The organism is Sphingomonas sp. CL5.1, from assembly GCF_013344685.1.
Lineage (GTDB): Bacteria > Pseudomonadota > Alphaproteobacteria > Sphingomonadales > Sphingomonadaceae > Sphingomonas.
Genome location: NZ_CP050137.1, coordinates 3,413,017 through 3,435,543 on the forward strand (window position 1 = coordinate 3,413,017; position 22,527 = coordinate 3,435,543).

At 67.5% G+C, this 22,527-nt stretch carries 21 protein-coding genes; 2 read left to right on the plus strand and 19 right to left on the minus strand.

From position 1 onward, the window contains the following. Positions 1-4: 4 nt before the first annotated feature. On the minus strand, positions 5-3,505 hold the full coding sequence (gene dnaE, locus F9288_RS16455; protein ID WP_174837782.1) for a DNA polymerase III subunit alpha: 3,501 nt from the start codon (positions 3,503-3,505) through the stop codon (positions 5-7). A 90-nt stretch (positions 3,506-3,595) separates the two neighbouring features. Here dnaE and F9288_RS16460 point away from each other — a divergent pair, with 90 nt between their 5' ends. Beyond that, on the plus strand, positions 3,596-4,132 hold the full coding sequence (locus F9288_RS16460; RefSeq protein ID WP_174837783.1) for an HdeD family acid-resistance protein: 537 nt from the start codon (positions 3,596-3,598) through the stop codon (positions 4,130-4,132). On the opposite strand, the gene F9288_RS16465 is transcribed toward F9288_RS16460, so the two are convergent. From F9288_RS16465 to F9288_RS16485, 5 genes are all read right to left on the minus strand, one after another. After that, positions 4,129-4,608, minus strand: a complete 480-nt coding sequence (locus tag F9288_RS16465; RefSeq protein ID WP_174837784.1) for a glutathione peroxidase — start codon at positions 4,606-4,608, stop codon at positions 4,129-4,131. The genes F9288_RS16460 and F9288_RS16465 overlap by 4 nt on opposite strands. Positions 4,609-4,620: 12 nt before the next feature. Continuing rightward, positions 4,621-5,214 carry a GNAT family N-acetyltransferase gene (locus tag F9288_RS16470; protein ID WP_174837785.1) on the minus strand — a complete coding sequence of 198 codons (594 nt, stop codon included), beginning with the start codon at positions 5,212-5,214 and terminating at the stop codon, positions 4,621-4,623. Beyond that, positions 5,211-5,894, minus strand: coding sequence for an ABC transporter ATP-binding protein (locus F9288_RS16475; protein ID WP_174837786.1), 684 nt, complete (start codon positions 5,892-5,894; stop codon positions 5,211-5,213). Before F9288_RS16475 ends, F9288_RS16470 begins: the two co-directional genes overlap by 4 nt. After that, positions 5,887-7,137: a lipoprotein-releasing ABC transporter permease subunit gene (locus tag F9288_RS16480; protein ID WP_174837787.1), complete on the minus strand. Its 1,251-nt coding sequence runs from the start codon at positions 7,135-7,137 to the stop codon at positions 5,887-5,889. The genes F9288_RS16475 and F9288_RS16480 overlap by 8 nt, the downstream gene beginning before the upstream one ends. A 332-nt stretch (positions 7,138-7,469) precedes the next feature. Then, positions 7,470-9,851 (minus strand): TonB-dependent receptor, encoded by a 2,382-nt coding sequence (locus F9288_RS16485; RefSeq protein WP_174837788.1) that lies wholly within the window; start codon positions 9,849-9,851, stop codon positions 7,470-7,472. A gap of 207 nt (positions 9,852-10,058) precedes the next feature. Between F9288_RS16485 and F9288_RS16490 the strand changes: the two genes are divergently transcribed. After that, positions 10,059-10,523 (plus strand): Hsp20 family protein, encoded by a 465-nt coding sequence (locus F9288_RS16490; protein ID WP_174837789.1) that lies wholly within the window; start codon positions 10,059-10,061, stop codon positions 10,521-10,523. Between the two features lie 106 nt (positions 10,524-10,629). Here the strand turns inward: F9288_RS16490 and F9288_RS16495 are convergent, their stop codons facing one another. The 13 genes from F9288_RS16495 to rpsB all read right to left on the minus strand — a co-directional run bounded on the left by F9288_RS16495 (position 10,630) and on the right by rpsB (position 22,503). Beyond that, positions 10,630-10,962, minus strand: coding sequence for a PilZ domain-containing protein (locus F9288_RS16495; RefSeq protein WP_174837790.1), 333 nt, complete (start codon positions 10,960-10,962; stop codon positions 10,630-10,632). 44 nt (positions 10,963-11,006) lie between these two features. Next, the gene (gene rpmE, locus F9288_RS16500) at positions 11,007-11,237 is read right to left on the minus strand and encodes a 50S ribosomal protein L31 (RefSeq protein ID WP_174837791.1); all 231 of its coding nucleotides are present in this window, start codon (positions 11,235-11,237) and stop codon (positions 11,007-11,009) included. Positions 11,238-11,349: 112 nt separating this feature from the next. Then, the gene (gene fabZ / locus F9288_RS16505; protein ID WP_174837792.1) at positions 11,350-11,832 is read right to left on the minus strand and encodes a 3-hydroxyacyl-ACP dehydratase FabZ; all 483 of its coding nucleotides are present in this window, start codon (positions 11,830-11,832) and stop codon (positions 11,350-11,352) included. Beyond that, positions 11,829-12,476: an OmpH family outer membrane protein gene (locus tag F9288_RS16510; protein WP_174837793.1), complete on the minus strand. Its 648-nt coding sequence runs from the start codon at positions 12,474-12,476 to the stop codon at positions 11,829-11,831. Before F9288_RS16510 ends, fabZ begins: the two co-directional genes overlap by 4 nt. Further along, positions 12,476-15,163, minus strand: a complete 2,688-nt coding sequence (gene bamA / locus F9288_RS16515) for an outer membrane protein assembly factor BamA (protein WP_174839137.1) — start codon at positions 15,161-15,163, stop codon at positions 12,476-12,478. Before bamA ends, F9288_RS16510 begins: the two co-directional genes overlap by 1 nt. A 118-nt stretch (positions 15,164-15,281) precedes the next feature. After that, positions 15,282-16,415, minus strand: a complete 1,134-nt coding sequence (locus F9288_RS16520) for an RIP metalloprotease (protein WP_174837794.1) — start codon at positions 16,413-16,415, stop codon at positions 15,282-15,284. After that, a complete protein-coding gene (locus F9288_RS16525) occupies positions 16,412-17,569 on the minus strand; it encodes a 1-deoxy-D-xylulose-5-phosphate reductoisomerase (protein WP_174837795.1) in 1,158 nt (385 codons plus the stop codon). Before F9288_RS16525 ends, F9288_RS16520 begins: the two co-directional genes overlap by 4 nt. After that, the gene (locus F9288_RS16530) at positions 17,566-18,357 is read right to left on the minus strand and encodes a phosphatidate cytidylyltransferase (protein ID WP_174837796.1); all 792 of its coding nucleotides are present in this window, start codon (positions 18,355-18,357) and stop codon (positions 17,566-17,568) included. The genes F9288_RS16525 and F9288_RS16530 overlap by 4 nt, the downstream gene beginning before the upstream one ends. Next, positions 18,354-19,085, minus strand: a complete 732-nt coding sequence (locus F9288_RS16535; RefSeq protein ID WP_174837797.1) for an isoprenyl transferase — start codon at positions 19,083-19,085, stop codon at positions 18,354-18,356. Before F9288_RS16535 ends, F9288_RS16530 begins: the two co-directional genes overlap by 4 nt. A gap of 37 nt (positions 19,086-19,122) precedes the next feature. Further along, a complete protein-coding gene (gene frr / locus F9288_RS16540; protein ID WP_174837798.1) occupies positions 19,123-19,680 on the minus strand; it encodes a ribosome recycling factor in 558 nt (185 codons plus the stop codon). Further along, the gene (gene pyrH / locus F9288_RS16545; protein WP_174837799.1) at positions 19,680-20,411 is read right to left on the minus strand and encodes a UMP kinase; all 732 of its coding nucleotides are present in this window, start codon (positions 20,409-20,411) and stop codon (positions 19,680-19,682) included. Before pyrH ends, frr begins: the two co-directional genes overlap by 1 nt. A 247-nt stretch (positions 20,412-20,658) precedes the next feature. After that, complete coding sequence (gene tsf, locus F9288_RS16550; protein ID WP_174837800.1) at positions 20,659-21,606, minus strand: translation elongation factor Ts; 948 nt, start codon at positions 21,604-21,606, stop codon at positions 20,659-20,661. Between the two features lie 96 nt (positions 21,607-21,702). Then, positions 21,703-22,503, minus strand: coding sequence for a 30S ribosomal protein S2 (gene rpsB, locus F9288_RS16555; protein WP_174837801.1), 801 nt, complete (start codon positions 22,501-22,503; stop codon positions 21,703-21,705). Positions 22,504-22,527 lie beyond the last annotated feature (24 nt).

Here is a 22,527-nt window from a genome sequence, read left to right on the forward strand (position 1 = left end):
AGGATCAGCTCGCCGCCGCGAGATGGGTTTCCGCGCGGCCGAGCGTCGCGCCGATCACCCCGGGCAACAGACCCGCGCGCTCGATCAACTCCGCGTCAAGCAGGAAGTCACGGCCAAGCAGCAAGGTCGCCTCGCCGCCCTTCGGGAGCCGTACCTTCAGCCGCACCTCGCCGCGCGCGCCGCGCTGCCCCTCAAGCAGCGCCGCCAGCGGCGTGATCGCCTCGATAATACCGACCGTGATCTCAGCGACGAAACGCGCGGTGGAAGCCAAAGAATCGAATTGCTGGAAACGCTTGATCGTGACGCGTGGCTGATCCTCGCCGGGGCGCCGGTCCAGTTCCACCGTCGCAAGGCCGCACACGCCGGCCTTGGCGGCTTCCTCCAGATCATTCGAAACCTGATCGTCGAAGCAAGTCGAGAAGAATTGCCCGCTCGGGTCCGACAGTGTAGCCATCAGATAGCGGCGGCCCCGCGCCGATGTGCGCCAGCGCGCTTCCTCGACCAGCACCGCCATCGTCGCCCCCGCGCGGGTGCCGTCGTCGGGAATGGAAAGCTCCACCAGCGCGGCGAACTGCCGCGCGCCGTGCATCTTCGCAAGATGGGTGTGGCGGTCGACTGGGTGGGCGGAGAAGTAATAGCCGAAAGCTTCCTTCTCCTGCTCCATCTTCTGCGCCATGCTCCAGTGGACCGAGCGGGGCAGCTTGATCGTGTCGCCGGCGTGGCTGGCGTCGCCGAACAGCCCGCCCTGCCCGCTGGCGCGCTGCTCATGGGTGCGCGCGGCGACGGCGAGGATCGTCTCGGCCATCGCGAACACGCCCGCGCGGTTCGGCTCCATCGCATCGAACGCGCCCCCCGCCGCCAGCGTCTCGAGCTGGCGCTTGTTGAGCAGGCGCGGATCGACACGGTGGGCGAGATCGTCGAGGCTGGCGAAGCGCCCGCGCTCCTCGCGCTCGGCGACCAGTTTCTCCATCGCGCCCTCGCCGACCGACTTCAGCGCGGCGAGCGCATAGCGGACGGCGGGCCTGCCGTGATCGTCCACCTCCACCTCGAACTCCGCCTCGCTGCGGTTGATGTCGGGCGGCAGCAGCTCGATCCCCAGGCGGCGCATGTCGTCCACGAACACCGCGAGCTTGTCGGTGAGATGGATGTCGTAGCACATCGAGGCGGCGAAGAATTCGTGCGGATAATGCGCCTTCAGCCACGCCGTCTGGTAGGTGAGCAGGGCATAGGCCGCCGCGTGGCTCTTGTTGAAGCCGTAGCCGGCGAACTTGTCGATCAGGTCGAACAGCTCGTTGGCCTTGGCGGCGGGGATATCGTTGGTCTTCGCGCAACCCTCGACGAAGATCGCGCGCTGCGCGTCCATCTCCGCCTTGATCTTCTTGCCCATCGCGCGGCGCAGCAGGTCGGCGCCGCCGAGCGTGTAGCCGGCGAGCACCTGCGCCGCCTGCATCACCTGCTCCTGATAGACGAAGATGCCGTAGGTTTCCGCAAGGATGCCCTCCAGCAGGGGATGCGGATATTCGATCTCCTCCTGCCCGTTCTTGCGGCGCCCGAACATCGGGATATTGTCCATCGGGCCGGGGCGATAGAGCGCGCCGAGCGCGATGATATCCTCGAACACCGTGGGCTTCACGGCGGAGAGCGTGCGCCGCATCCCCTCCGATTCCACCTGGAACACGCCGACGGTGTTGCCGGCCTGGAGCAGCTCGTAGGTCTCCTCGTCGTCCCAGCCGAGCGCGTCGAGGTCGACCGAGATGCCGCGCTTGGCCAGCATCTCCACCGCCTTCTTGAGCACGGAAAGCGTCTTGAGGCCGAGGAAGTCGAACTTCACCAGCCCGGCGCCCTCGACATATTTCATGTCGAACTGCGTGACCGGCATGTCCGATCGCGGATCGCGATAGAGCGGCACGAGTTGCGCCAGCGGCCGGTCCCCGATCACCACGCCCGCCGCATGGGTGGAGGAGTGGCGCGGCAGCCCCTCCAGCTTCATCGCCAGATCGAGCAGGCGGCGGACGTCGTTCTCGTTGGCATATTCGCGCGCCAGCTCGCTCACGCCATTGAGCGCGCGATCGAGCGTCCACGGATCGGTCGGATGGTTGGGCACGAGCTTGGCGAGGCGATCGACCTGGCCGTAGCTCATCTGGAGCACGCGGCCGGTGTCCTTGAGCACGGCGCGCGCCTTGAGCTTTCCGAAGGTGATGATCTGCGCCACCTGATCGCGGCCGTATTTCTCCTGCACGTAGCGGATCACCTCGCCGCGCCGCGTTTCGCAGAAGTCGATGTCGAAATCCGGCATCGAGACACGTTCCGGGTTCAGGAAGCGCTCGAACAGCAGCCCCAGCCGGATCGGATCGAGATCGGTGATCGTCAGCGACCACGCCACCACCGAGCCGGCGCCCGAGCCGCGCCCCGGCCCGACCGGAATGTCGCGCTCCTTCGCCCATTTGATGAAATCGGCGACGATCAGGAAATAGCCGGGGAAGCCCATCTGGATGATGACGTCCAGCTCGAACTCCAGCCGCTTGCGATAGACTTCCTTCCAGTCGGGCTCCGCCGGCACCGCGCCGAGCGCCTCGATCCGCTCCAGCCGGCGCTCCAGCCCGGCCGACGCGTCCTGCCGCAGCATCGCCGCCTCGCCCTCGCGATCGCCGGCGAGGCTGGGGAGGATCGGCTTGCGCTTCGGCGCGGCGACGGCGCAGCGCCGCGCGACGACGAGCGTGTTCTCGATCGCCTCGGGCAGATCGGCGAACAGCGCGCGCATCTCGCCGGCCGGCTTCATCCACGCATCGGGCGAGCTTTTCGGGCGATCGTCGCTTTCGACATAGGTGGAATTGGCGATGCACAGCATCGCGTCATGCGCGTCGAGGAAGTCCTGATCGGCGAAGCAGCACGGATTGGTCGCCACCAGCGGCAAATTCCGGGCATAGGCGAGGTCGAGCAGATGCGGCTCGGCGGCGCCCTCGATCTCGTTCAGGCGGCGGACGATCTCGATATAGAGCCGGTCGGGGAACAGCCGCTGCAAGCGATCGGCATAGGCCGCGGCGCGCGCGGGCTGATCCTCGGCATAGAGCCGGGCGAGCGCGCCCTCCCCGCCCGCGGTGAGCGCGAGCAGCCCGTCCGTCCGCCCTTCCAGCCCGGCGAAATCGACGTGCGGCGCGTGCTCGATCGGCCGATCGAGGTGCGCCATGCTGACCAGGGCGCAGAGATTGTCGTAGCCGGTCGCATCCTGCGCGTAGAGCGCGAGCCAGTCGATGACCGGCGCGACGCCCTCGGGCAGATCGGGCCGGGCGACCCCGAGCATCACGCCGATGATCGGCTGCACCCCCGCGTCGAACGCCGCGTCCGAATAGGCCATGGCGGCGTAGAGGCCGTTGCGATCGGTGAGCGCCGCCGCCGGAAAGCCGAGCGCCGCCGCGCGCTTGGCGATCGCCTTGGGATCGATCGCGCCGTCCAGCATCGTGTATGAGGAGAAGATGCGGAGCGGCACGAACCCTGAATGCAACATGCCGGTGACACTAGGGTTTGGCGCGCGATTCGGCCAGTGCGGAACCAACATCCGGGCCGATGGTTACGGTGCTGGAACGGGGAGACGGTCATGACCTTTTCGACACGTGGCATCGGCTGGGGCTGGCTTCTGGCTTACGGCATCGCCAGCCTGCTCCTCGGCGCGTTCGCCATCGCCATGCCGGTGCCCGCCACCTTCGCCGCGACGCTGGTGATCGGGGCCTATCTGATCGCGACGGGGCTGTTCTCGCTGCTCGCCGGCATCTTCGGACAGGGCCATGAGGGGCGCGGCTATGCGATCCTGCTCGGCGTGATCTCGCTGATCGGCGGCGGGATCATGGTGGTCGAGCCGGCGACCGGCGCGCTTTCGCTGACGCTGCTGCTCGCCTTGTGGCTGATCGCGCGCGGGGTGCTGGAACTGGCGTGGGGTTTCCGCTTCCGCCGCCGCCGGGGGCTGATGATCGCGCTTGGCGTCATCAACCTGCTGCTCGCGGCCTATATCTTCTACGCGATGCCGATCTCGGCGCTGACGCTGCCGGGGATCGTGCTGGGCGTGAGCTTCCTGTTCTCGGGCGCCACCTGGGTGCTGTTCGCGCTCGACCATCGCGGCGAGCGCGCGGCGCTCTAGAGCAGCTTCTCGATATCCGCCGCTATCGCCTCCGGTCTGGTGGCCGGGGCATAGCGCTCGACCGTCCGGCCTTCGCGATCAACGAGGAACTTGGTGAAGTTCCACTTGATCGCCTTCGACCCGAGCAGGCCCGGCGCATCGGCCTTCAGCCGCTCGAACAGCGGATCGGCATGCGGGCCGTTGACGTCGATCTTGGCGAAGACCGGGAAGGTGACGTCGTAGGTCAGCGAGCAGAAGTTCGCGATCTCCTCCGCATCTCCCGGCTCCTGCGCGCCGAACTGGTTGCAGGGGAAGGCCAGCACCTCGAAGCCTTGCGGGCCGTATTTGCGGTGCAGCGCCTCCAGCCCCTCATATTGCGGGGTGAAGCCGCATTTCGACGCGGTGTTGACGATCAGCAGCACCTTGCCGCGCCACGTATCGAGCGAGGCGGCGCCCCCGTCGGCGGCCTTGACCTCGAAATCGGTGATCGCCTCCATCGCGTCCTCCGTTCACGCCCGATGGCGCGCCAGCAGATGCTCGAGATTGACACGCACGCCGGGCCATTCGCAAGCGATGATCGAATAGACGACGATATCGCGCATCCGTCCGTTCAGCATCTGGTGCGCGCGCAGCACGCCGTCGCGCTTCGCGCCCAGTCGCTCGATCGCGCGCTGCGAGTCGCGGTTGAACCAGTCGGTGCGGATCTGCACGACGTTGCAGCCCAGCACGTCGAAGGCGTGGGCGAGCAGCAGCTTCTTCGCCTCGGTGTTGACGCCGGTGCGCTGGACCGAGCGGGCGTAGAAGGTGCCGCCGATCTCCACCCGGCGATGCTGCTCGTTCATCCGCAGGAAGCGGGTCGAGCCGACGACGCGGCCGTCCGGCGCCTCCACCACGAACGGCATGGCGCGGCCGTAGTCGCGCTCGCGGAAGATCGCGGCGATGAACGCGTCGGGATCAGCAAGGGCGGAGACATTGGTGAAGAACAGGCCGGTGATATCGCCGTCCGCCGCCGCCGCGACCAGCGCGTCGCGGTCGTCCGGGGTTAGCGGCCTGAGGGTGACATGCTCCCCGCGCAGCACCGGCGTCTCGCGCCAGAGGCTCATCGCAGCAGGCCGTCATGCAGCCGGAACACGCGATCCATCTTCAGCGCGAGCCGCTCGTTGTGGGTCGCGACCAGCGCGGCGGAGCCTTCGCCCCGCACCAGCCGGAGGAATTCGGCCAGCACGACATCCGCCGTATGCTCGTCGAGGTTGCCGGTCGGCTCGTCCGCCAGCACCAGCGCGGGCCGGTTGGCGAGCGCGCGGGCGACCGCGACGCGCTGCTGCTCGCCGCCGGAAAGCTGGCTCGGCCGGTGCGTCAGCCGGTGGCCGAGACCGAGCGCGGTGAGCAACGTATCCGCCCGCGCGCCGGCCTCCGCCTGCGTCGCGCCGTGGATGAGCTGGGGCAGCACGACATTCTCGCGCGCGTCGAAATCGGGCAGCAGATGGTGGAACTGATAGACGAAGCCGAGATGATCGCGGCGCACGACGGTGCGGCCGTGCGGATCGAGCCTCGCCACCTCCTGACCGGCGATGCGGATCGACCCCTCGAACCCGCCCTCCAGCAGCCCGACCGCCTGCAATAGCGTCGACTTGCCCGAGCCGGACGGGCCGAGCAGCGCGACGATCTCGCCCGGCGCGACCGCGAGGTCGACGCCGCGCAGCACCTCGATCGTCTCCCCGCCCTGCGTGAAGCTGCGCGTCAGCCCCCGCGTTTCGAGGACCGCCTGGCCTGCATCACTCATAGCGCAGCACCTGAACCGGATCGGTGCTCGCGGCCTTGTACGCCGGGTAGAGCGTCGCGAGCAGCGTCATCAGCGCGGTGATGAGCACGATGGCGACGATCTCCACCGGATCGGGCTTGGAAGGCAGCTCGGTGAGGTAGCGGATCGACGGGTCCCACAGATTCTGCCCGGTGACGAGCTGGACGAAATTCACCACCGCCTGCCGATAGAACAGGAAGATCGCGCCGAGCACCAGCCCGGCGACGATGCCGAGCGCGCCGATCGTCACGCCGACCGTCATGAAGATGCGCATCATCGCCCCGCGCGTAGCGCCCATCGTGCGCATGATCGCGATGTCGCGCGTCTTGGCGCGCACCAGCATGATGAGCGAACTGGCGATGTTGAACGCCGCGACGAGGATGATGATGCACAGCACGGTGAACATCGCCACCCGCTCCACCGCCAGCGCGTCGAACAATTGCGCGTTCATCTGCCGCCAGTCGGAGATCACCGCCAGCCGCCCGACCTTCTGCGCGAGCGGCGCGAGGATCTGCGCCACCTTGTCCGGATTGTCGGTCTGAAGCTCGACCATGCCGACCGTGTCGCCCATCAGGAGGAGCGTCTGCGCATCCTCCATCGGCATGATTACATAGGCCTTGTCATAATCGTACACGCCGATCTCGAAGATCGCGGCGACCGTGTAGCTGACGTAGCGCGGCACCGTGCCGAACGGCGTGGACTGGCCCGACGGGTTGATGAGCGTGATCTCCGACCCGACCGTCGCCCCCAGCGCCTCGGCCAGCCGCGCGCCGATCGCGACACGGTTGGCGCCCGGCTTCAGATCGGCGAGCGAGCCGGCGACGACCTTGTTGCCGATCGTGGCGTTGGAGCGGATGTCGGCCATGCGCATTCCGCGCACCAGCACGCCCTCCACCCGGCCGTTGTAGGTGGACATCAGCGGCTGCTCGATCAGCGGCACCGCGCTGGTGACGCCCGGCGTCTCCCTCGCCCAGCGCGCGATCTGCTGCCAATCGGCGAGGCGGCCGTCGATGCCCTGCACCACGGCATGACCGTTCAGCCCGACGATCTTGTCGAACAGCTCCGCGCGGAAGCCGTTCATCACGCTCATCACGATGACCAGCGCCGCGACGCCGAGCATCACCGCGCCGAGGCTGAAGCCGGCGACGAGGACGATGAACCGCTCACCCTTGCCCGGAAGGAGATAGCGCCGCGCGATCATCCGTTCGTAACGCGACAATATCATGCAAGGCCGTCTATCCCCCCGGCTTGCGGCTGGCAACGGGGCTGTGGCGGAATCATCACAGGGCCGGGACAATCTGTTTAGCTGGCGTTCATTTCCATCGACACCCCTTGTCCCGAACCGTTAGCAGTACGGTACTGGCACACAGGCAATGGCCGTGGTTCGGGGAATGCCGCCGCCGCGCTTCGCACGAAGCTTCGCAGGCAGCGGCTGGATAAGGGGGCTGACGAGCGATCGTCACGCAGGCGCCCGGGTCGGAATACCGATCCGGGCGTTTGTTTTTGGGCGCAGCGCCCGAAACGGCCGGCGGGCCGGTGCCAGCCTTCCCACCCCGCTCAGTGAATCCCGAGCGACACCGTCAACCCGAAGGTGCGCGGATCGCCCGGCTGCCCGACGATCAGCCCGGTGCTGCCCGACTGGGTCGCCAGCAACTCGTAATAATCCTGGTCGAAGGCGTTGCGCACCCAGGCGAAGATGTTGAGCCTGTCGCCCTTGCGATAGCCGAGCCGGAAGTTCGACAGCGAATAGCCGGCGACGTCCATATAGGCCGAGGGCGACGGGTTGGACGAGAAGTCCGAACGGTAGCTACCGTCATAGCCGAGATAGACCTGCCCCTCGCCCACCGGCCAGTTATATTCCGCGCCATAGCTGAACGCCCATTTCGACACGCCCGGCAGGCGCTGGCCGGAGATATCGCAGAACGGCGGGCTGTTGCTGCCGCCCGACAATTCCGGCGGGCACGGCGCGTTGGTGAAGCGGATATATTTCGCGTCGGTATAGGCGGCGTTGACGTAGAGGTTCAGGCCCGCGCTTGGGCGGAAGGCCGAATCCAGCTCGATCCCGCGCGTCCGCACCTGCCCGGCATTGGCGAGATAGCCGCGCAGCACGGCGAGCTGGTAATTGTTCACCGTCGCCTGATAATCGTGGATCTCGGTCCAGAACCCCGCGAGGTTGATCGTCGCGCGGCGATCGAGAAGCTGGGTCTTGAGGCCGATCTCATAGTGATCGACCGTCTCCGGCTTCACCGTGGCGGTGGAGAGGATCGGATCGTTGTTCGCGTCGAGCGGCAGGCCCGACAGGTTGATCCCGCCCGATTTGTAGCTGCGCGCATAGGTGGCGTAGCTGTGGATATCCGGCGAGAATTGATAGGCGACGGTGATGTCGCCGGAGAGGTTCCAGTTGTCGAACTTCGGCGCGTAGCGCTGCGGCGAGAGCACGCCGCGCTGGTCGCTGGTCAGGTTCGTGCCGCCCTGCCCGTTGGTGACGACCGAGACATAGGAACCCTCCTTCCTGTCGTAATTGAGCCGCGCGCCGGGCGATACCTGCAACCTGTCCGACACATGCCACGTCAGCTTGCCGAACAGCGCGGCCGAGGTGTTGGTGAAGCCGATCGTGTTGCGCGCGGTAAGGCCGTCGAGCGTCGCCGGGTCCTTCGCCGCCGCGCTCGCCGGGTTGAGCAGCCACGCGCTCGCCGCCGGCCCCTGCACCTGAAGGCCCTGCGTGTCGATCGTCTGGTGGAACCAGAACAGCCCGACCGTATAGTCGATCGCGTGCCTGCCGTTCGAGCCGAGGCGGATTTCCTGGCTGTACTGGTCCTGCCGCGAGGGATTGGCGGAGACCGTGGTGATCGGCAGGCCGATGAAGTCGCGGTCGTTCGACGGGTCCCAGTTCCAGAAGCGCCAGGCGGTGACCGAGGTGAGCGTCGCCGGGCCGATATCCCAGTTCGCCACCGCCGACGCGCCGCCGAGCTTCTGTTTCGCGCGCAGCGGCGTATCCACGTCGGTCACGCGGTCGAAGGCGTCGGTCGAGGGCACGGCATAGCCGGCCGCCGCCGCCAGCGCGGCATATTGGCGGTTGGCCGGGCGCTGGGTCGGCGCGACGCCGGCGTAATATTGCACGCAACAGGTCGGCGCCTGCCGGTTATAATCGGCGTAGAGCGTGATATCGAGGTTCGGCGCCGGCTTGAACAGCAACTGGCCGCGCAGGCTGAGATTGTCCTGGCTGTTCTGCCACTGGTCCTGCGTGGTGTTCCAGATCGTGCCGCGCCGCGTGGTGAAGGAGGCGGAGAAGCGCCCGGCCACCACATCGCCGACCAGCGGGCCGGAGACCGACCCCTTGGCCTGGAGGAAATCGTAATTGCCGCCGGTCAGCTCGAAGCGCGCCTCCGGATCGAAGCTCGGCTTGCGCGTGGTGATGTTGATCGCGCCGGCGGTGGTGTTCTTGCCGTAGAGCGTGCCCTGCGGCCCGCGCAGGATCTCGATCCGGTCGGTATCGGTGAAGTCGAACGTCGCGGAGGCGATGCGGCTGTAATAGACCTGATCGACATAGATGCCGACGCCCTGCTCGATCCCGTCGTTGGTCAGGCCGAACGGCGCGCCCAGCCCGCGGATGTTGGCGGCGGAATTGCGCGGGTTGGTCGAGTAGAATTGCAGCGACGGCTGGAGCTGCGTCAGCCTCCCGACATTATAGGCCCCGGTATCGGCCAGCGCCGTGCCGCCGATCACCGACATGGCGATCGGCACGCTCTGGATCGTCTCGGCGCGGCGGCGCGCGGTGACGACGACATCGCCCCCGCTCTGCTGCGCCGGGCCGAGTCGGCCTGGCTCGTCCTGATCGTCGGGCGTCTGGGCGCTCTGCGGCGGCGCGGTCGGCGGCGCCTGTTCGGTGGCGGGAACGGACTGGGCGGCGACGGCCAGCAAGGCAAGCGTGATCGACATGGATTTCCCCTGAACCGAGGTTGATTGTCGCCGTCGATGCTAGGTCAGGATGTAATTCCGACCAAGAAAGTAGGATTTAATCCCACCCGCTTGAAAACTTCACTGCTCGCACCATCTTTCCGTTGCACAGCGCTACTGACCGGGCCGTGCGGGACGCCGCGATTTCGGGCGTTCCATGTCGTCAATTCGCTCAACGGAGGATTTGATATGCGACTGGACCTTACCCCCTACCGCCGCTCGACCATCGGGTTCGACCGGCTGTTCGACCTGCTGGAGACCAATGCGCGCTCGGCGGGCGACAATTATCCCCCCTTCAATCTCGAGCGGCTCGCCGAGGATCGCTATCGCATCACGCTGGCGGTGGCCGGCTTCACCCGCGACGAGATCGAGATCACCGCGCAGCAGAACCTGCTGCTCGTTGCCGGCAAGAAGGCCGATACGCAGGATAACGCCAATTTCCTGCACGTCGGAATCGCCAACCGCAGCTTCGAGCGGCGCTTCGAGCTGGCGGACTTCGTGTTCGTCGAGGACGCCCGGCTGAACGACGGGCTGCTGGTGATCGACCTGGTCCGCGAAGTGCCCGAGGCGATGAAGCCGAAGAGCATCGCGATCAAGACCGGCGCGCCGCTGGCCGCGGTCGAAACCAAGGCGGACGACGCCAAAGCGGCGTAACGCCGGAGCTGAAGATCGGCGCCTCCTTGCTCCCTTTCCGAGGCGTCGGGGCGTCCGGGCCGAAAGGTCCGGACGCCTTATCTATTTCAGGAATCGGCGCCGGCGCTCAATGCGCGGCGACATGGCCTTCCCGGCGCAGCAACTGCTCGAAAGCCGCCGGATCGAGTGGCGCGTCGAAACGGCAGCCGGCGGCGAAATCGTCCGCCCACATCACCTCGGCGCCGACCGGCCCGACCTCGGGCAGGGTCAGCCAGATCGACATGCCCTTGCGCAATGCCGAATAGGTGCTGAGCCGCGCGCCGTGGATCGACAGGTCGATCACCTTGCACAAGGCGCGGGCGAGGCCGCCCGCCCCCACCGCCGAATCGAACGAAACCGGCGCGCGCGGGCCGCGGCGCCGGATATCGCTGGGTGCTGGCTCGAATTCCGCTGCGAACATGCCGGGCAGGCTAGCCCGACATGCCTAACGCAGCGTTAACGACGTTACTTGCGCAGCGTCAGCCCGCCGCCAAAGCGCTTGTTGAAGCGCGCGACCTGGCCGCCGGTGTCGAGCATCTGGCCGCGGCCGCCGGTCCAGGCCGGGTGCGCCAGCGGGTCGATGTCGAGCTGCATCGTGTCGCCTTCCTTGCCCCAGGTGGAGCGGGTTTCGAACACGGTGCCGTCGGTCATCTGCACCTTGATGGTGTGATAATCGGGATGGATGTCTTTCTTCACGTCGTCGGTCCTCGAATGTGGCTGGTTTCCGACCAGCCTGAAAGGAAGCGGGCGCCTAACGCAGGCGCCCGTGAAAGTCAAAGACGGTGGGGAGCGATACCCGCCCCGCGCCTCACGCCGCCCTGGGCGGGTCCGCGATCATCGCGGTGAAGCTGGCTTCCGCCGCGACCTGCCCATCGATCCGGGCGACGCCGGCGAACTTGCAGACGCTGCTGCGCTTCTGCACGAATTCCACCTCGAGCCGAAGCAGCACGCCCGGCTCGACCGGCTTGCGGAACTTCGCATTCTCGATCGCCATGAAATAGACGAGCTTGCCCGAGCCGGCGAGGCCGAGGCTCTCCACCGCGAGCACGCCGGCGGCCTGCGCCAGCGCCTCGACGATCAGCACGCCGGGCATGATCGGACGGCCGGGGAAATGCCCCTGAAAGAAGCCTTCGTTGAAGGTCACCGCCTTGATCGCCGCGATCGACCGGTCGGGGACGAGTTCCTCGACGCGATCGACCAGCAGCATCGGGTAACGATGCGGCAACGCCGCCATCACCCGCGCGATGTCGAGCGGGCCGACCGACCCGCTCGTCACCTCCGCTTCGCTCACCGGCCCTGCGGCTGCTTGGTGTTGGCCGGCGCGGGAGCGGCCGGCGCGGCGCCCGCCTGACCCTGCTGGCCCGGCTGCCAGTTGGCCGGCGGCGCGATGCTGACGCTGGGCACGAGGCGGTTCAGCTCCGTCGTCACGTCGGCGGTGATGTCGCCGGCGGGATCGAGGTGCACCACGTCGTTCGGGCCGAACACGATGCTCGCCTTCTTGCGCGCGGCGGCGGCATCGATCGCGGCCTTGAGCTGCTGCTGGATCTGCTCGATCGCATAGGCGCGGGCGCGGACATAGGGCGCGGTTATGCGCTGAAGCTCGGCGTTGCCGGCCTGCTCCTTCGACTGGATCGTCTGGAGCTGGGTCTGGAGCTGCGCCTGGGCGACATTCGCCTTCTGGTCGTTCTGCAGCTTGGTGACGAGCGGCTGAAGCTCGGTGGAGATCGCCTGACGGCGCGTCTCGGCCTGGTCGAGCGTCGCCTTGTACGTGGTCTGGAGCTGCCCGGCGGCCGCCTTCCAGGCGTTGCTGCCGGCCACCGCGCCATCGGGATCGACGACCGCCACCCCGTTGACCTGCGCCTGCGAAACACCTCCGACGAGCGCGCCCGGCGCGAGCAGCGCCGCCGCGATCAGCATGGTCTTCTTGCTATTCATCAGAACTGGGTCCCTACGTTGAAAGTTACGAGCTTCTTGTCATCGCCGGGCTGCGTCAGCAGCGCCTTGGCGACATCGATGCGTAGCGGGCCGAACGGCGAGGTCCAGTTCACGCCGAAACCGACCGAGAGGCGCGGCCTGGCCGTGCCGCCGTAATAGGTTTCCTTGAACGGCTGCGAGGCGATCTGCGCGGTGTTCGGGACAATGCCGTTGCACTTGCCGGTCGGATCGGGAATGCCGGCCGCACAGGTGGTAGTGACCGACAGGCCCGCGGCGTTCGTATAGCTGAACAATGGCTGGCCGGCCTCGTTCGTCTTCGGCAGCGGCAGCACGGTGCCGTCCGCCGCGACCGGGAAGGTGGTGAGCAGCGGCCGGGTCATGCTCCACAGGCTGCCCGCCTGCACATAGATCGACGGCCGCAGCCCCAGTTCGCGCGCGCCGGAACCGAGCGGCAGCTCAAGCTCAATGCGGCCAAGGTAATAGGCGTTGCCGCCCAACGCGTCGTCAACGATCTGATCCCTGTCGGTGACCAATACCTGCTTGCCGCTCGAATCGGTCGTGTAATATTGCCGAATCACGCGTGGGCCGACACCACGAATGTCGAAGCCACGGAACTGCGGCTCGCCGAGATAGAAGCGATCGGTGATGCGCACCGGATCGACTCCGGGACCGCGGCTGCCTTCCAGCGACTTGATGAAGCCGCCCTCGCCCACGAAGGAAAGGACGAAGCCTTTGCCGATTCCCCAATATTTCGCTCCATCTACGCGAGAGCGAATGTAGCGCACGTCGCCACCGAGCCCGGCGAAATCCTGGCTCAGCGACATGCGCGAGCCAGCCGTGGGCCGCAGACGGCTGTTGAGGCTGTTGTAGATGAATGAATAGCCTACCGACGACGTCCAGCGATTCCCGATCGAGTCGCACAGATAACGACCGGCGACGAGCGGATCGCAGCTATCGCCCGGGCTGTTGCCGCGAATGCCGTCGCCGTTCAGATCGGTGTAATAGGTGCCCTTGTCGAGACCGACCTGATCATAAGTCAGGCCGTAACGAGCGGAGAAGGACCAATATTCGGTGATCGGCACGCCGGCGCGGATCTGGAAGCCGGTCGACGTCTGGCTGTAGGTCGTCTGGCGATCGGTGCCGAGATAGTTGAACGCGTTGTAATCGCGGCGGAACAGGTCCACGCCGAGCGCGATGTTCTTGTCGAACAGATACGGCTCGGTGAAGCCCAGCTCGACCGACTTGGAATAGGCCGACCAGTTCACGCCCGCGCGCAGCTCCTGCGCCTTGCCGCGGAAGTTCGACTGGGTGATGTTCGCCTGGATGATGAACTGCTCGAGGCTCGAATAGCCGGCCGAGAGCTGGAGCTGGCCGGTCGCCTTCTCCTCGACGTTCGCCTCCAGCACGACGCGGTCCGGCACGGAGCCGGGGGTCTGCTTGATCTCGAACTTGTCCTGGAAATAGCCCAGGCTGTTGATGCGGTCGGTCGAGCGCTTCACCTGGAAGCTGTTGAACGCATCGCCCTCGGCGAGACGCACCTCGCGCCGGATCACCTTGTCCTGCGTCTGGGTGTTGCCGGTGATCTCCACCCGCTCGACATAGGTGCGCTGCGCCTGGGCGATGTGGAAGTTGATCGACATGGTCAGCGCGTCGCGGTCGCGCTGGAATTCCGGGTTCACGTCGGCGAAGGCATAGCCGAACAGGCCCGCCGTCTGGCTCAGGCTGTCGACCGTGTCCTCGACCTTCTTCGCGTCATACCAGTCGCCCTTCTTGATCGAGAGCGTGCTGGCCATGCGCTTGTTGTCGAAGTCGCGGATGTCGCTGTCCACGGTCACGTCGCCGAACTTGTAGCGCGGCCCCTCCTCGACGACATAGGTGATGATGAAGTCACGCTTGTCGGGGGTCAGCTCCGCCACCGCGCTGGTGACGCGGAAATCGGCATAGCCGTTGGTCAGGTAGAATTGCCGCAGCTTCTGCTGGTCATAGGCAAGCCGGTCCTGATCGTAGGACGTGTTCGACGACATGAAGCGGAAGAAGCGCGATTGCTTCGTCGCCATCTGCGAGCGCAGCTTGGCGTCGGAGAACACCTGGTTGCCGATGATGTTGATCTGCTGGACCTTGGATTTCGGCCCCTCGCTGATTTCGAACACCACGTCGACGCGATTCTGGTCGAGGTTGACCATCTTCGGATCGACGGACGCGGCGAAACGCCCCTGCCGGCGATACAGCTCGATGATCCGCGCCACGTCCGCCCGCACGGCGGAGCGGGTGAAGATCTGGCGCGGCTTGAGCTTGATCTCCTTGGTGATCTTGTCTTCCTTGAGGCGCTTGTTGCCCTCAAGGATCACGCGGTTGATGATCGGGTTCTCGCGCACGCGCAGCACGATGTCGCCCGTCTCCGCCCCCGCGATGGAGACGTCGGCGAACAGGTCGCTGGCGTAGAGGTCCTTGATCGCCTGGTCGAGCGTCTCGTTCGTATAGGATTCGCCGACGCGCAGCTTGGTGTAGCTCAGCACCGTCTCCGGCTCGATGCGCTGCGACCCGTCGACCCGCAGCGAGCGGATCGTGCGGACCACCGGCGGCGCGAGGACGGACGCGGCCTCGGCCGGCGCCTGCGTCGGCGCCTGCTGCGCGGCAGGGGCCGGCGCGGTCTGCGCGGCGGCCGCCAGCGGCATGCCGGCGAGCATCGTCCCGGCAAGCAACAGCGCCACCGGTTGCGGGCGTAGAGTTGTCGTCAAAGCCTTCACCAATCCACCCCGGAGATACCCATATCGACCGCGTGCCGCGCGCCCTGCCCCAGCTTGCTCAACCGATCAAGCCGGCGAGGCTGCGCCATAGCCCGAAATTGCCGAGATCATTGAACGTCACCAGCAGCATCAGCGCAAGTATCGCCGCCAATCCGCCACGATAGGCCCATTCCTGCGCCTCCGGCCCGACCGGCCTGCGCCGCACCGCCTCGATCGCGTAGAAAAGCAGGTGTCCGCCATCAAGCATCGGAATTGGCAGCAGGTTGATGAACCCCAGATTGATCGACACCAGCGCGATCAGGAAAACGAACGCCTCCGGCCCCAGCGTGATCTGCTCGCCGGAAACCTTCGCGATCGACAGCGGCCCGCCAAGCTCCTTCACCGAGCGGCGGCCGGACACGACCTGCCCGACCGTCTCCACCATCATCGACACGATCTGCCCGGTCTGCCGCATCGCGACCAGCGGAGCCTCGAGCGGGCCGACCCGACGAAAAACCGGCGTCGTCGCGCCGATACCGAGCAGGCCGATGCGGAATTCGTTGCCGAACCGGTCGCGCTCGCGCCGCACGCCGAGCCGCGTCGTCGCGGAAAGCGGCGCGCCGTCGCGCAGATAATCGACGCGGATCGTCTCGTCCGGGCGGATCTTGGCGTAGCGCGCCATGTCGTCGAAGGTCGCGACGGAGCGCCCGTTCAGCGCGGTGATGCGATCGCCGGGCCGCAGCCCGATCGCCGCCGCCGCCGATCGCGGCACGACCGTGCCCACCGTCGTCGGCGTCACGCTGTCGCCATAGGCCAGCGCGAATCCGGCGAGGATCAGGATCGCGGCGACGAAATTCACCACCGGCCCGGCCGCGACGATGATCGCGCGCTGCCACACCGGCTTCGCCTGGAAGGTGCGCTGGCGCTCCGCCGCCGGCAGCGCGAGCCACTCGGCCGAGGGCTGGCTCAGCGCGTTCATGTCCCCGGCGAAGCGGACATAGCCGCCCAGCGGCAGCCAGCCGACCTTCCACCGCGTGCCGCGCCGGTCGGTCCAGCCCGCCACCTCGCGGCCGAAGCCGATCGAGAAGATATCGGATTTCACGCCGAGCACGCGCGCGGCGAGATAATGGCCCAGCTCGTGCACGAAGACGAGCGGGCCGATCACCAGCACGAACGCCAGCAGGGTCAGCAAAAGGCCCGGGGACTGGATCAAGCGACGCGTTCCTCTACACGCTCCGCCGCCAGTCGCCGCGCCTCGCGGTCGATATCCAGCACCGCGTCGAGCGTTTGGGGCGCGGGCGGGTCGAAGCGTTCGAGGGTATCGGCGACGATTGCGGCAATTTCGAGGAACCCCACCGCGCCGCCGAGAAATGCCGCCACCGCCACCTCGTTCGCGGCGTTGAGGATCGCGGGACGCGCGCCCCCCGCCTCCACCGCCGCGCGGGCCAGCGCCAACGCGGGGAAGCGCTCAGGATCGGGCGCCTCGAAATCGAGCCGTCCGACGCGGACGAGATCGAGCGGCTCGCCCGGCGTCGCCATCCGGTCCGGCCAGGCCAGTGCATAGGCGATCGGGGTGCGCATGTCGGGCGTGCCGAGCTGCGCCAGTGTCGACCCGTCGACATATTCGACCATCGAATGCACCACCGACTGGCGGTGGACGACGATCTCGATCTGCCCATGGTCCAGCGGAAAAAGATGGAACGCCTCGATCAGTTCCAGCCCCTTGTTCATCATCGTCGCCGAATCGACCGAGATCTTGGCGCCCATCGACCAGTTGGGATGCGCCACCGCCTGCGCCGGAGTGATCGCCGCCATCTCCGCCAGCGGGCGATCGCGGAACGGGCCGCCGCTCGCCGTCAGGATGATGCGGCGGGCGCGATGGCTGAGCCGCGCGTCGAGGCACTGGAAGATCGCGTTATGCTCGCTGTCGACCGGCAGCAGCGTCGCCTTGTGGCGGTCGATCGCCGCCTTCATCACGTCGCCCGCGGAAACCAGCGACTCCTTGTTGGCGAGCGCGATCGTGCCGCCGGCGCGGATCGCCGCCATCACCGGCTTGAGGCCGGCGCAGCCGACGATCGCCGCGACCGTCACGTCCGCGCCTTCTCCGGCCGCTTCCGTCACCGCCTCCGCGCCGCCGGCCGCCGCCACGCCGGAGCCGGCGAGCGCCTCGCGCAGGGCGGGCAGATGCGCCTCGTCGGCGATCACCGCGCGCTCGGCGCGGGTGCGGATCGCGGCGGCGGCGAGCCTGGCCACGTCGCTGTTGGCGGTCAGCGCGCGGACGCGGAAGGTTTCGGGCGCGCGCTCGACCAGATCCAGCGTCGAGGTGCCGACCGATCCGGTCGCGCCGAGGATGGTGATTGTTCTCATGACGGATAGAAATGCGGGAGGACGACGAGGAAGGCGGCGACCGGCGCGACCGGCACGAGGCCGTCGAGCCGGTCCATCACGCCGCCGTGGCCGGGGATCAGCGCGCCCGAATCCTTCACGCCGGCGCGGCGCTTGAGCCAGCTTTCGTAGAGGTCGCCCGCCTGCGCGAGCACCGCCAGCGCCGGCGTGGCGAGCGTCATCCGCCACGGCAGGCCGAAGCGCCAGTGCATGAACAGCCCGAAAGCGCCAGCCGCGACGACGCCGCCGGCCAGCCCCGCCCAGGTCTTGTTCGGGCTGACGCGCGGCGCGAGCTTCGGCCCGCCGATCGCGCGGCCGGCGAAATAGGCGCCGATGTCGCACGCCCAGACCAAGGCCAGCGCCCAGAGCGTGAAGACGATCCCTTCATGCTGGCGGCGGATGAACATCAGCGCCAGCACCGGCAGCGCGCAATAGACCACGCCCGCCGCGAATTGCGGCCGCCGCGTGATGATGACGACGAAGAACGCCGCCCCGCCGATCAGGCCGAGCGAGAAGAAATCATGCGGCACGATCGTCAGCGAGGCCGGCGCCATCACCGCCAGCGGCACCGACAGCGCGAATTGCGCGAGCCGCGTGTCGCGCGGCGACGCGCCGTGCAGCCCGCCCCATTCCGCCATCATCACCAGCGCGCCGATCACCGCGAGCAGCCAGAAGGCGATGCCCCCCAGCCACAGTGCCGCGAGCGCGACGCCGATCATCACGATGCCCGCCAGCGCGCGTTTCGGCAGGTCGGAGCGCCTATCGGTCACAGGCCCCCGAACCGTCGCTGGCGACGCCCGAAATCGGCCACCGCCGCCTCCAGCTCCGCCGCGCCGAAATCGGGCCAGAGCGTGTCGACGAACAGCAATTCGGCATAGGCCGCCTGCCACAGCAGGAAATTCGACAGGCGATGCTCGCCCGATGTGCGGATCAACAGGTCGAGCGGCGGCAGGTCGCGCGTCTCCAGCTCCGCCTCGATCGTCGCCGGCGCGATCGACGCGGGATCGATCTCGCCCGCCGCCGCGCGCGCCGCCAGCCGCCGCGCCGCTTCGGTCAGTTCAGCCTGCCCGCCATAATTGAGCGCGATCACCAGCACCGGCCCGGTGTTCGCCGCCGTCCGCGCCAGCGCGTCCTCGATCAGCGCCACCACGTCGCCGGGGAAGCGGCGGAAGTCGCCGATCACGCGCAGCCGCACATTCTCGCGCACCAGTTCGGCCAAATCGGAGCGGATGAACAGGCGCAGCAGGCCCATCAGGTCGCCCACCTCCTCCTCCGGCCGGCGCCAGTTCTCGCTGGAGAAGGCGTAGAGCGTCAGCGCCTCGATCCCCATCGCGCGCGCCGCGCGGCTGACGGCGCGCACCGCCTCCACGCCCGCGCGATGGCCGGCGACGCGCGGCAGGAAGCGCTTCTTCGCCCAGCGCCCGTTGCCGTCCATGATGATCGCGACATGGCGCGGCAGCACGCCACCGCCGCTCGCGAGGGCCGGGGCGCTGCTCACGGGCACGACCTTGAAGGAGCCGGGCGGGCGAGCGCGGTCACTTGCCGAGGATTTCCTTTTCCTTGCCCGCCGCCGCCGCGTCGATCTCGGCGATGGTGCTGTCGGTCAGCTTCTGCACCTCGTTCTCGTGGCGCTTGCGATCGTCCTCGCCGAACACGCCCTTCTTCTCGTCGGTCTTGAGCGCGTCCATCCCGTCGCGGCGCACGTTGCGCACGGCGACGCGCGCCTTCTCGGCATATTGGCCGGCGAGCTTGGCCAGCTCCTTGCGGCGCTCCTCGGTCAGGTCGGGGATCGGCAGGCGCAGGTTCTGGCCGTCGTTGATCGGGTTGAGGCCGAGGCCGGCCGAGCGGATCGCCTTCTCCACCGGGCCGACGTTCGACTTGTCCCACACCTGCACGGAGAGCATGCGCGGCTCCGGCGCGGAAACGGTCGCGACTTGGTTGAGCGGCATGTGCGCGCCATAGACCTCGACCGTCACCGGATCGAGCAGCGAGACGGAGGCGCGCCCGGTGCGCAGGCCGCCGAGATCGCCCTTCAGCGATTCGACCGCGCCGTGCATCCGGCGCTCCAGATCCGCCTTGTCATAGGCCGCCATCACTTCGTCTCCTGTTCGTTGCGGACGACCGTCGACACGCCCTCACCGCGCAGCACGGCGGCGAAATTGCCATGCTCGCGGATGTTGAAGACGACGATCGGGATGTTGCTGTCACGGCACAGCGCCACCGCGCTTGCGTCCATGACCTTGAGATTCTTCGAGAGGACTTCGCCGTAACCGATTGTTTCGTATCGCTTCGCCGTCGGCACCTTCTTGGGATCGTCGTCATAGACGCCATCGACCGAGGTGCCCTTGAACAAGGCGTCGCAATTCATCTCGGCCGCGCGCAGCGCGGCGCCGCTGTCGGTGGTGAAGAAGGGCGAGCCGACGCCCGCCGCGAAGATCACCACCCGGCCCTTTTCCAGATGCCGCGCGGCGCGGCGGCGGATGAACGGCTCGCACACCGACTGCATCGGAATCGCGGACTGGACGCGCGTGTCGACGCCGATCTGCTCCAGCGCGTTCTGCACGGCGAGCGCGTTCATCACCGTCGCCAGCATCCCCATATAGTCGGCGGTGGCGCGCTCGAAGCCCTGCGCGGCGGCGGCGAGGCCGCGGAAGATGTTGCCGCCGCCCACCACGACGCACAATTCATAGCCCTGCGCCTTCACGCCGGCGATCTCCTCGGCCACGCGCGCGGTGACTTCGGGGTCGATCGACTTGCCGCCCTCGCCCATCAGGACTTCGCCCGAGAGTTTCAGGAGGATGCGTTTGTAGCGGGGGCTGGTCATGCGTTCCGAAAAATGTCTGGGGGCTGAAGTGGGCGGACCTTAGGCGGGGTGGGATGAGGCCGCAACCGTGGAATGGCGGGCGGCCCCGTCACCACAAACGTCACCCCGGCCGCGCGCAAGGTCCACCGGGGGCAGGCGATACGCAAGCGGCCCTTGCGATGATCCTGTGGCACGGTGGACCCGGCGCGCGGCCGGGGTGACGTTGCGGGGAAGGACGCGCATGCGCCCTTCCCCTTTCATGGGCGGATTACGCGGTCGGCTCGGCCTGCTTCTGCGGCACGCCGGAAGCGGCGGCGACTTCGGCGGCGAAGTCGGACTGCTCCTTCTCGATGCCCTCGCCGAGCTGGAAGCGAACATAGTCCTTCAGCACGATCGGCGTGCCGGCGTCCTTGCCCGCCTTGGCGACCACGTCGCTGATCTTGGTCTTGCCGTCCATCACGAAGAGCTGGCTGACCAGCGCATGTTCCTTGCGGTACTTGGCGATCGAGCCTTCCACCATCTTCGCGATGATGTCGGCCGGCTTGCCGCTCTCCGCCGCCTTCTCGGTGGCGATCGCGCGCTCGCGCTCGATCTCCTCGGCGTCGAGGTCCTCCTCGTTCAGCGCCTTGGGGAAGGCCGCCGCGACGTGCATCGCGAGCTGCTTGCCGAGGCTCTGGAGCACGTCGTCAGACGCCTCGCTCTCCAGCGCTACGAGCACGCCGATCTTGCCGAGGCCCGGCGCCTGCTGGTTGTGGACATAGCCCACGACCGCGCCCTTCGACACTTCCAGCTTCTTCGCGCGGCGCAGGTTCTGGTTCTCGCCGATCGTCGCGATGTTGTTGGTCAGCACCTCCTCGACCGTCTTGCCGCCGAGCGGGGCCGCCTTGATCGTCGCGATGTCGTCGCCCAGCTCGAGCGCCACCGAGGTCACGTCGCGCACGAAGGTCTGGAACTGATCGTTCTTCGCGACGAAATCGGTCTCGGAGTTCACCTCGACCGCCGCACCCTTGTTGCCGGAAACCTCGATGCCGACCAGCCCCTCGGCCGCCGTGCGGCTGGACTTCTTGGCGGCGGCGGCGAGGCCCTTGGTGCGCAGCCAGTCCAGCGCGGCTTCCATGTCGCCGTTCGCCTCGCTGAGCGCCTTCTTGCAATCCATCATGCCCGCGCCGCTCTTCTCGCGCAGGTCCTTGACCATCGAAGCCGTGATGTCGGCCATGTTCCTAGTCCTTCAATTTGCAATCGGTCGAATATGGGTACGGGCGGGGCAGCGCCAAACACGCCCTGCCCCGCCCGCATGACATTCCGGCGACGGTCAGGCGTCGATCTGGCGTTCCGTCTCGACGGCCACTTCCGTGGCTTCCGGCACCAGCGCCTCCTCGGCGATCGGCTCGGCCATCGCGCCGAGGTCCGCGCCGCCGCGGCGCTGCTGCTCCTGGTTGCCGCGCGTGGCGGCGATCGCCACCGCCTCGCAATAGAGGCGGATCGCGCGGCTCGCGTCGTCGTTCGCCGGCACCGGGAAGGCGATGCCGTCCGGCGACACGTTCGAATCGAGGATCGCGACGACCGGGATGCCGAGCGTGTTGGCTTCCTTGATCGCCAGTTCCTCCTTGTTGGCGTCGATCACGAACATCACGTCCGGGATGCCGCCCATGTCGCGGATGCCACCGAGCGACAGCTCGAGCTTGTCGCGCTCGCGGGTGAGCTGGAGCACTTCCTTCTTGGTGAGGCCGGCGGTGTTGCCGGAAAGCTGCTCCTCAAGGGCCTTCAGGCGCTTGATCGAGTTGGAGATCGTCTTCCAGTTGGTGAGCATGCCGCCCAGCCAGCGGTGGTTGACGAAATGCTGGCCCGCGCGGCGCGCGGCGTCGGCGATCGGCTCCTGCGCCTGGCGCTTGGTGCCGACGAACAGCACCTTGCCGCCCGCCGCGACGGTGGACGACACGAACTCCAGCGCGCGCGCGAACAGCGGCACGGTCTGCGACAGGTCGATGATGTGGACGCCGTTGCGGTCACCGAAGATGTAGGGCTTCATCTTCGGGTTCCAGCGATGGGTCTGGTGGCCGAAGTGCGCGCCGGTCTCGATGAGCTGCTGCATGGTGACGACAGGTGCCGCCATAGGGTGTTTTCCTTTCCGGTTAAG

Bases quoted from the DNA above. Each gene is read 5' to 3' on its own strand.
- tsf (WP_174837800.1), bottom strand. From the start codon at position 21,606: ATGGCCGACATCACGGCTTCGATGGTCAAGGACCTGCGCGAGAAGAGC.
- F9288_RS16495 (WP_174837790.1), bottom strand. From the start codon at position 10,962: ATGTTCGCAGCGGAATTCGAGCCAGCACCCAGCGATATCCGGCGCCGC.
- F9288_RS16480 (WP_174837787.1), bottom strand. From the start codon at position 7,137: ATGATATTGTCGCGTTACGAACGGATGATCGCGCGGCGCTATCTCCTT.
- F9288_RS16490 (WP_174837789.1), top strand. From the start codon at position 10,059: ATGCGACTGGACCTTACCCCCTACCGCCGCTCGACCATCGGGTTCGAC.
- bamA (WP_174839137.1), bottom strand. From the start codon at position 15,163: ATGCTCGCCGGCATGCCGCTGGCGGCCGCCGCGCAGACCGCGCCGGCC.
- rpsB (WP_174837801.1), bottom strand. From the start codon at position 22,503: ATGGCGGCACCTGTCGTCACCATGCAGCAGCTCATCGAGACCGGCGCG.
- F9288_RS16475 (WP_174837786.1), bottom strand. From the start codon at position 5,894: ATGAGTGATGCAGGCCAGGCGGTCCTCGAAACGCGGGGGCTGACGCGC.
- dnaE (WP_174837782.1), bottom strand. From the start codon at position 3,505: ATGTTGCATTCAGGGTTCGTGCCGCTCCGCATCTTCTCCTCATACACG.
- F9288_RS16460 (WP_174837783.1), top strand. From the start codon at position 3,596: ATGACCTTTTCGACACGTGGCATCGGCTGGGGCTGGCTTCTGGCTTAC.
- F9288_RS16525 (WP_174837795.1), bottom strand. From the start codon at position 17,569: ATGAGAACAATCACCATCCTCGGCGCGACCGGATCGGTCGGCACCTCG.
- F9288_RS16485 (WP_174837788.1), bottom strand. From the start codon at position 9,851: ATGTCGATCACGCTTGCCTTGCTGGCCGTCGCCGCCCAGTCCGTTCCC.
- frr (WP_174837798.1), bottom strand. From the start codon at position 19,680: ATGGCGGCCTATGACAAGGCGGATCTGGAGCGCCGGATGCACGGCGCG.
- F9288_RS16470 (WP_174837785.1), bottom strand. From the start codon at position 5,214: ATGAGCCTCTGGCGCGAGACGCCGGTGCTGCGCGGGGAGCATGTCACC.
- pyrH (WP_174837799.1), bottom strand. From the start codon at position 20,411: ATGACCAGCCCCCGCTACAAACGCATCCTCCTGAAACTCTCGGGCGAA.
- F9288_RS16465 (WP_174837784.1), bottom strand. From the start codon at position 4,608: ATGGAGGCGATCACCGATTTCGAGGTCAAGGCCGCCGACGGGGGCGCC.
- F9288_RS16510 (WP_174837793.1), bottom strand. From the start codon at position 12,476: ATGAATAGCAAGAAGACCATGCTGATCGCGGCGGCGCTGCTCGCGCCG.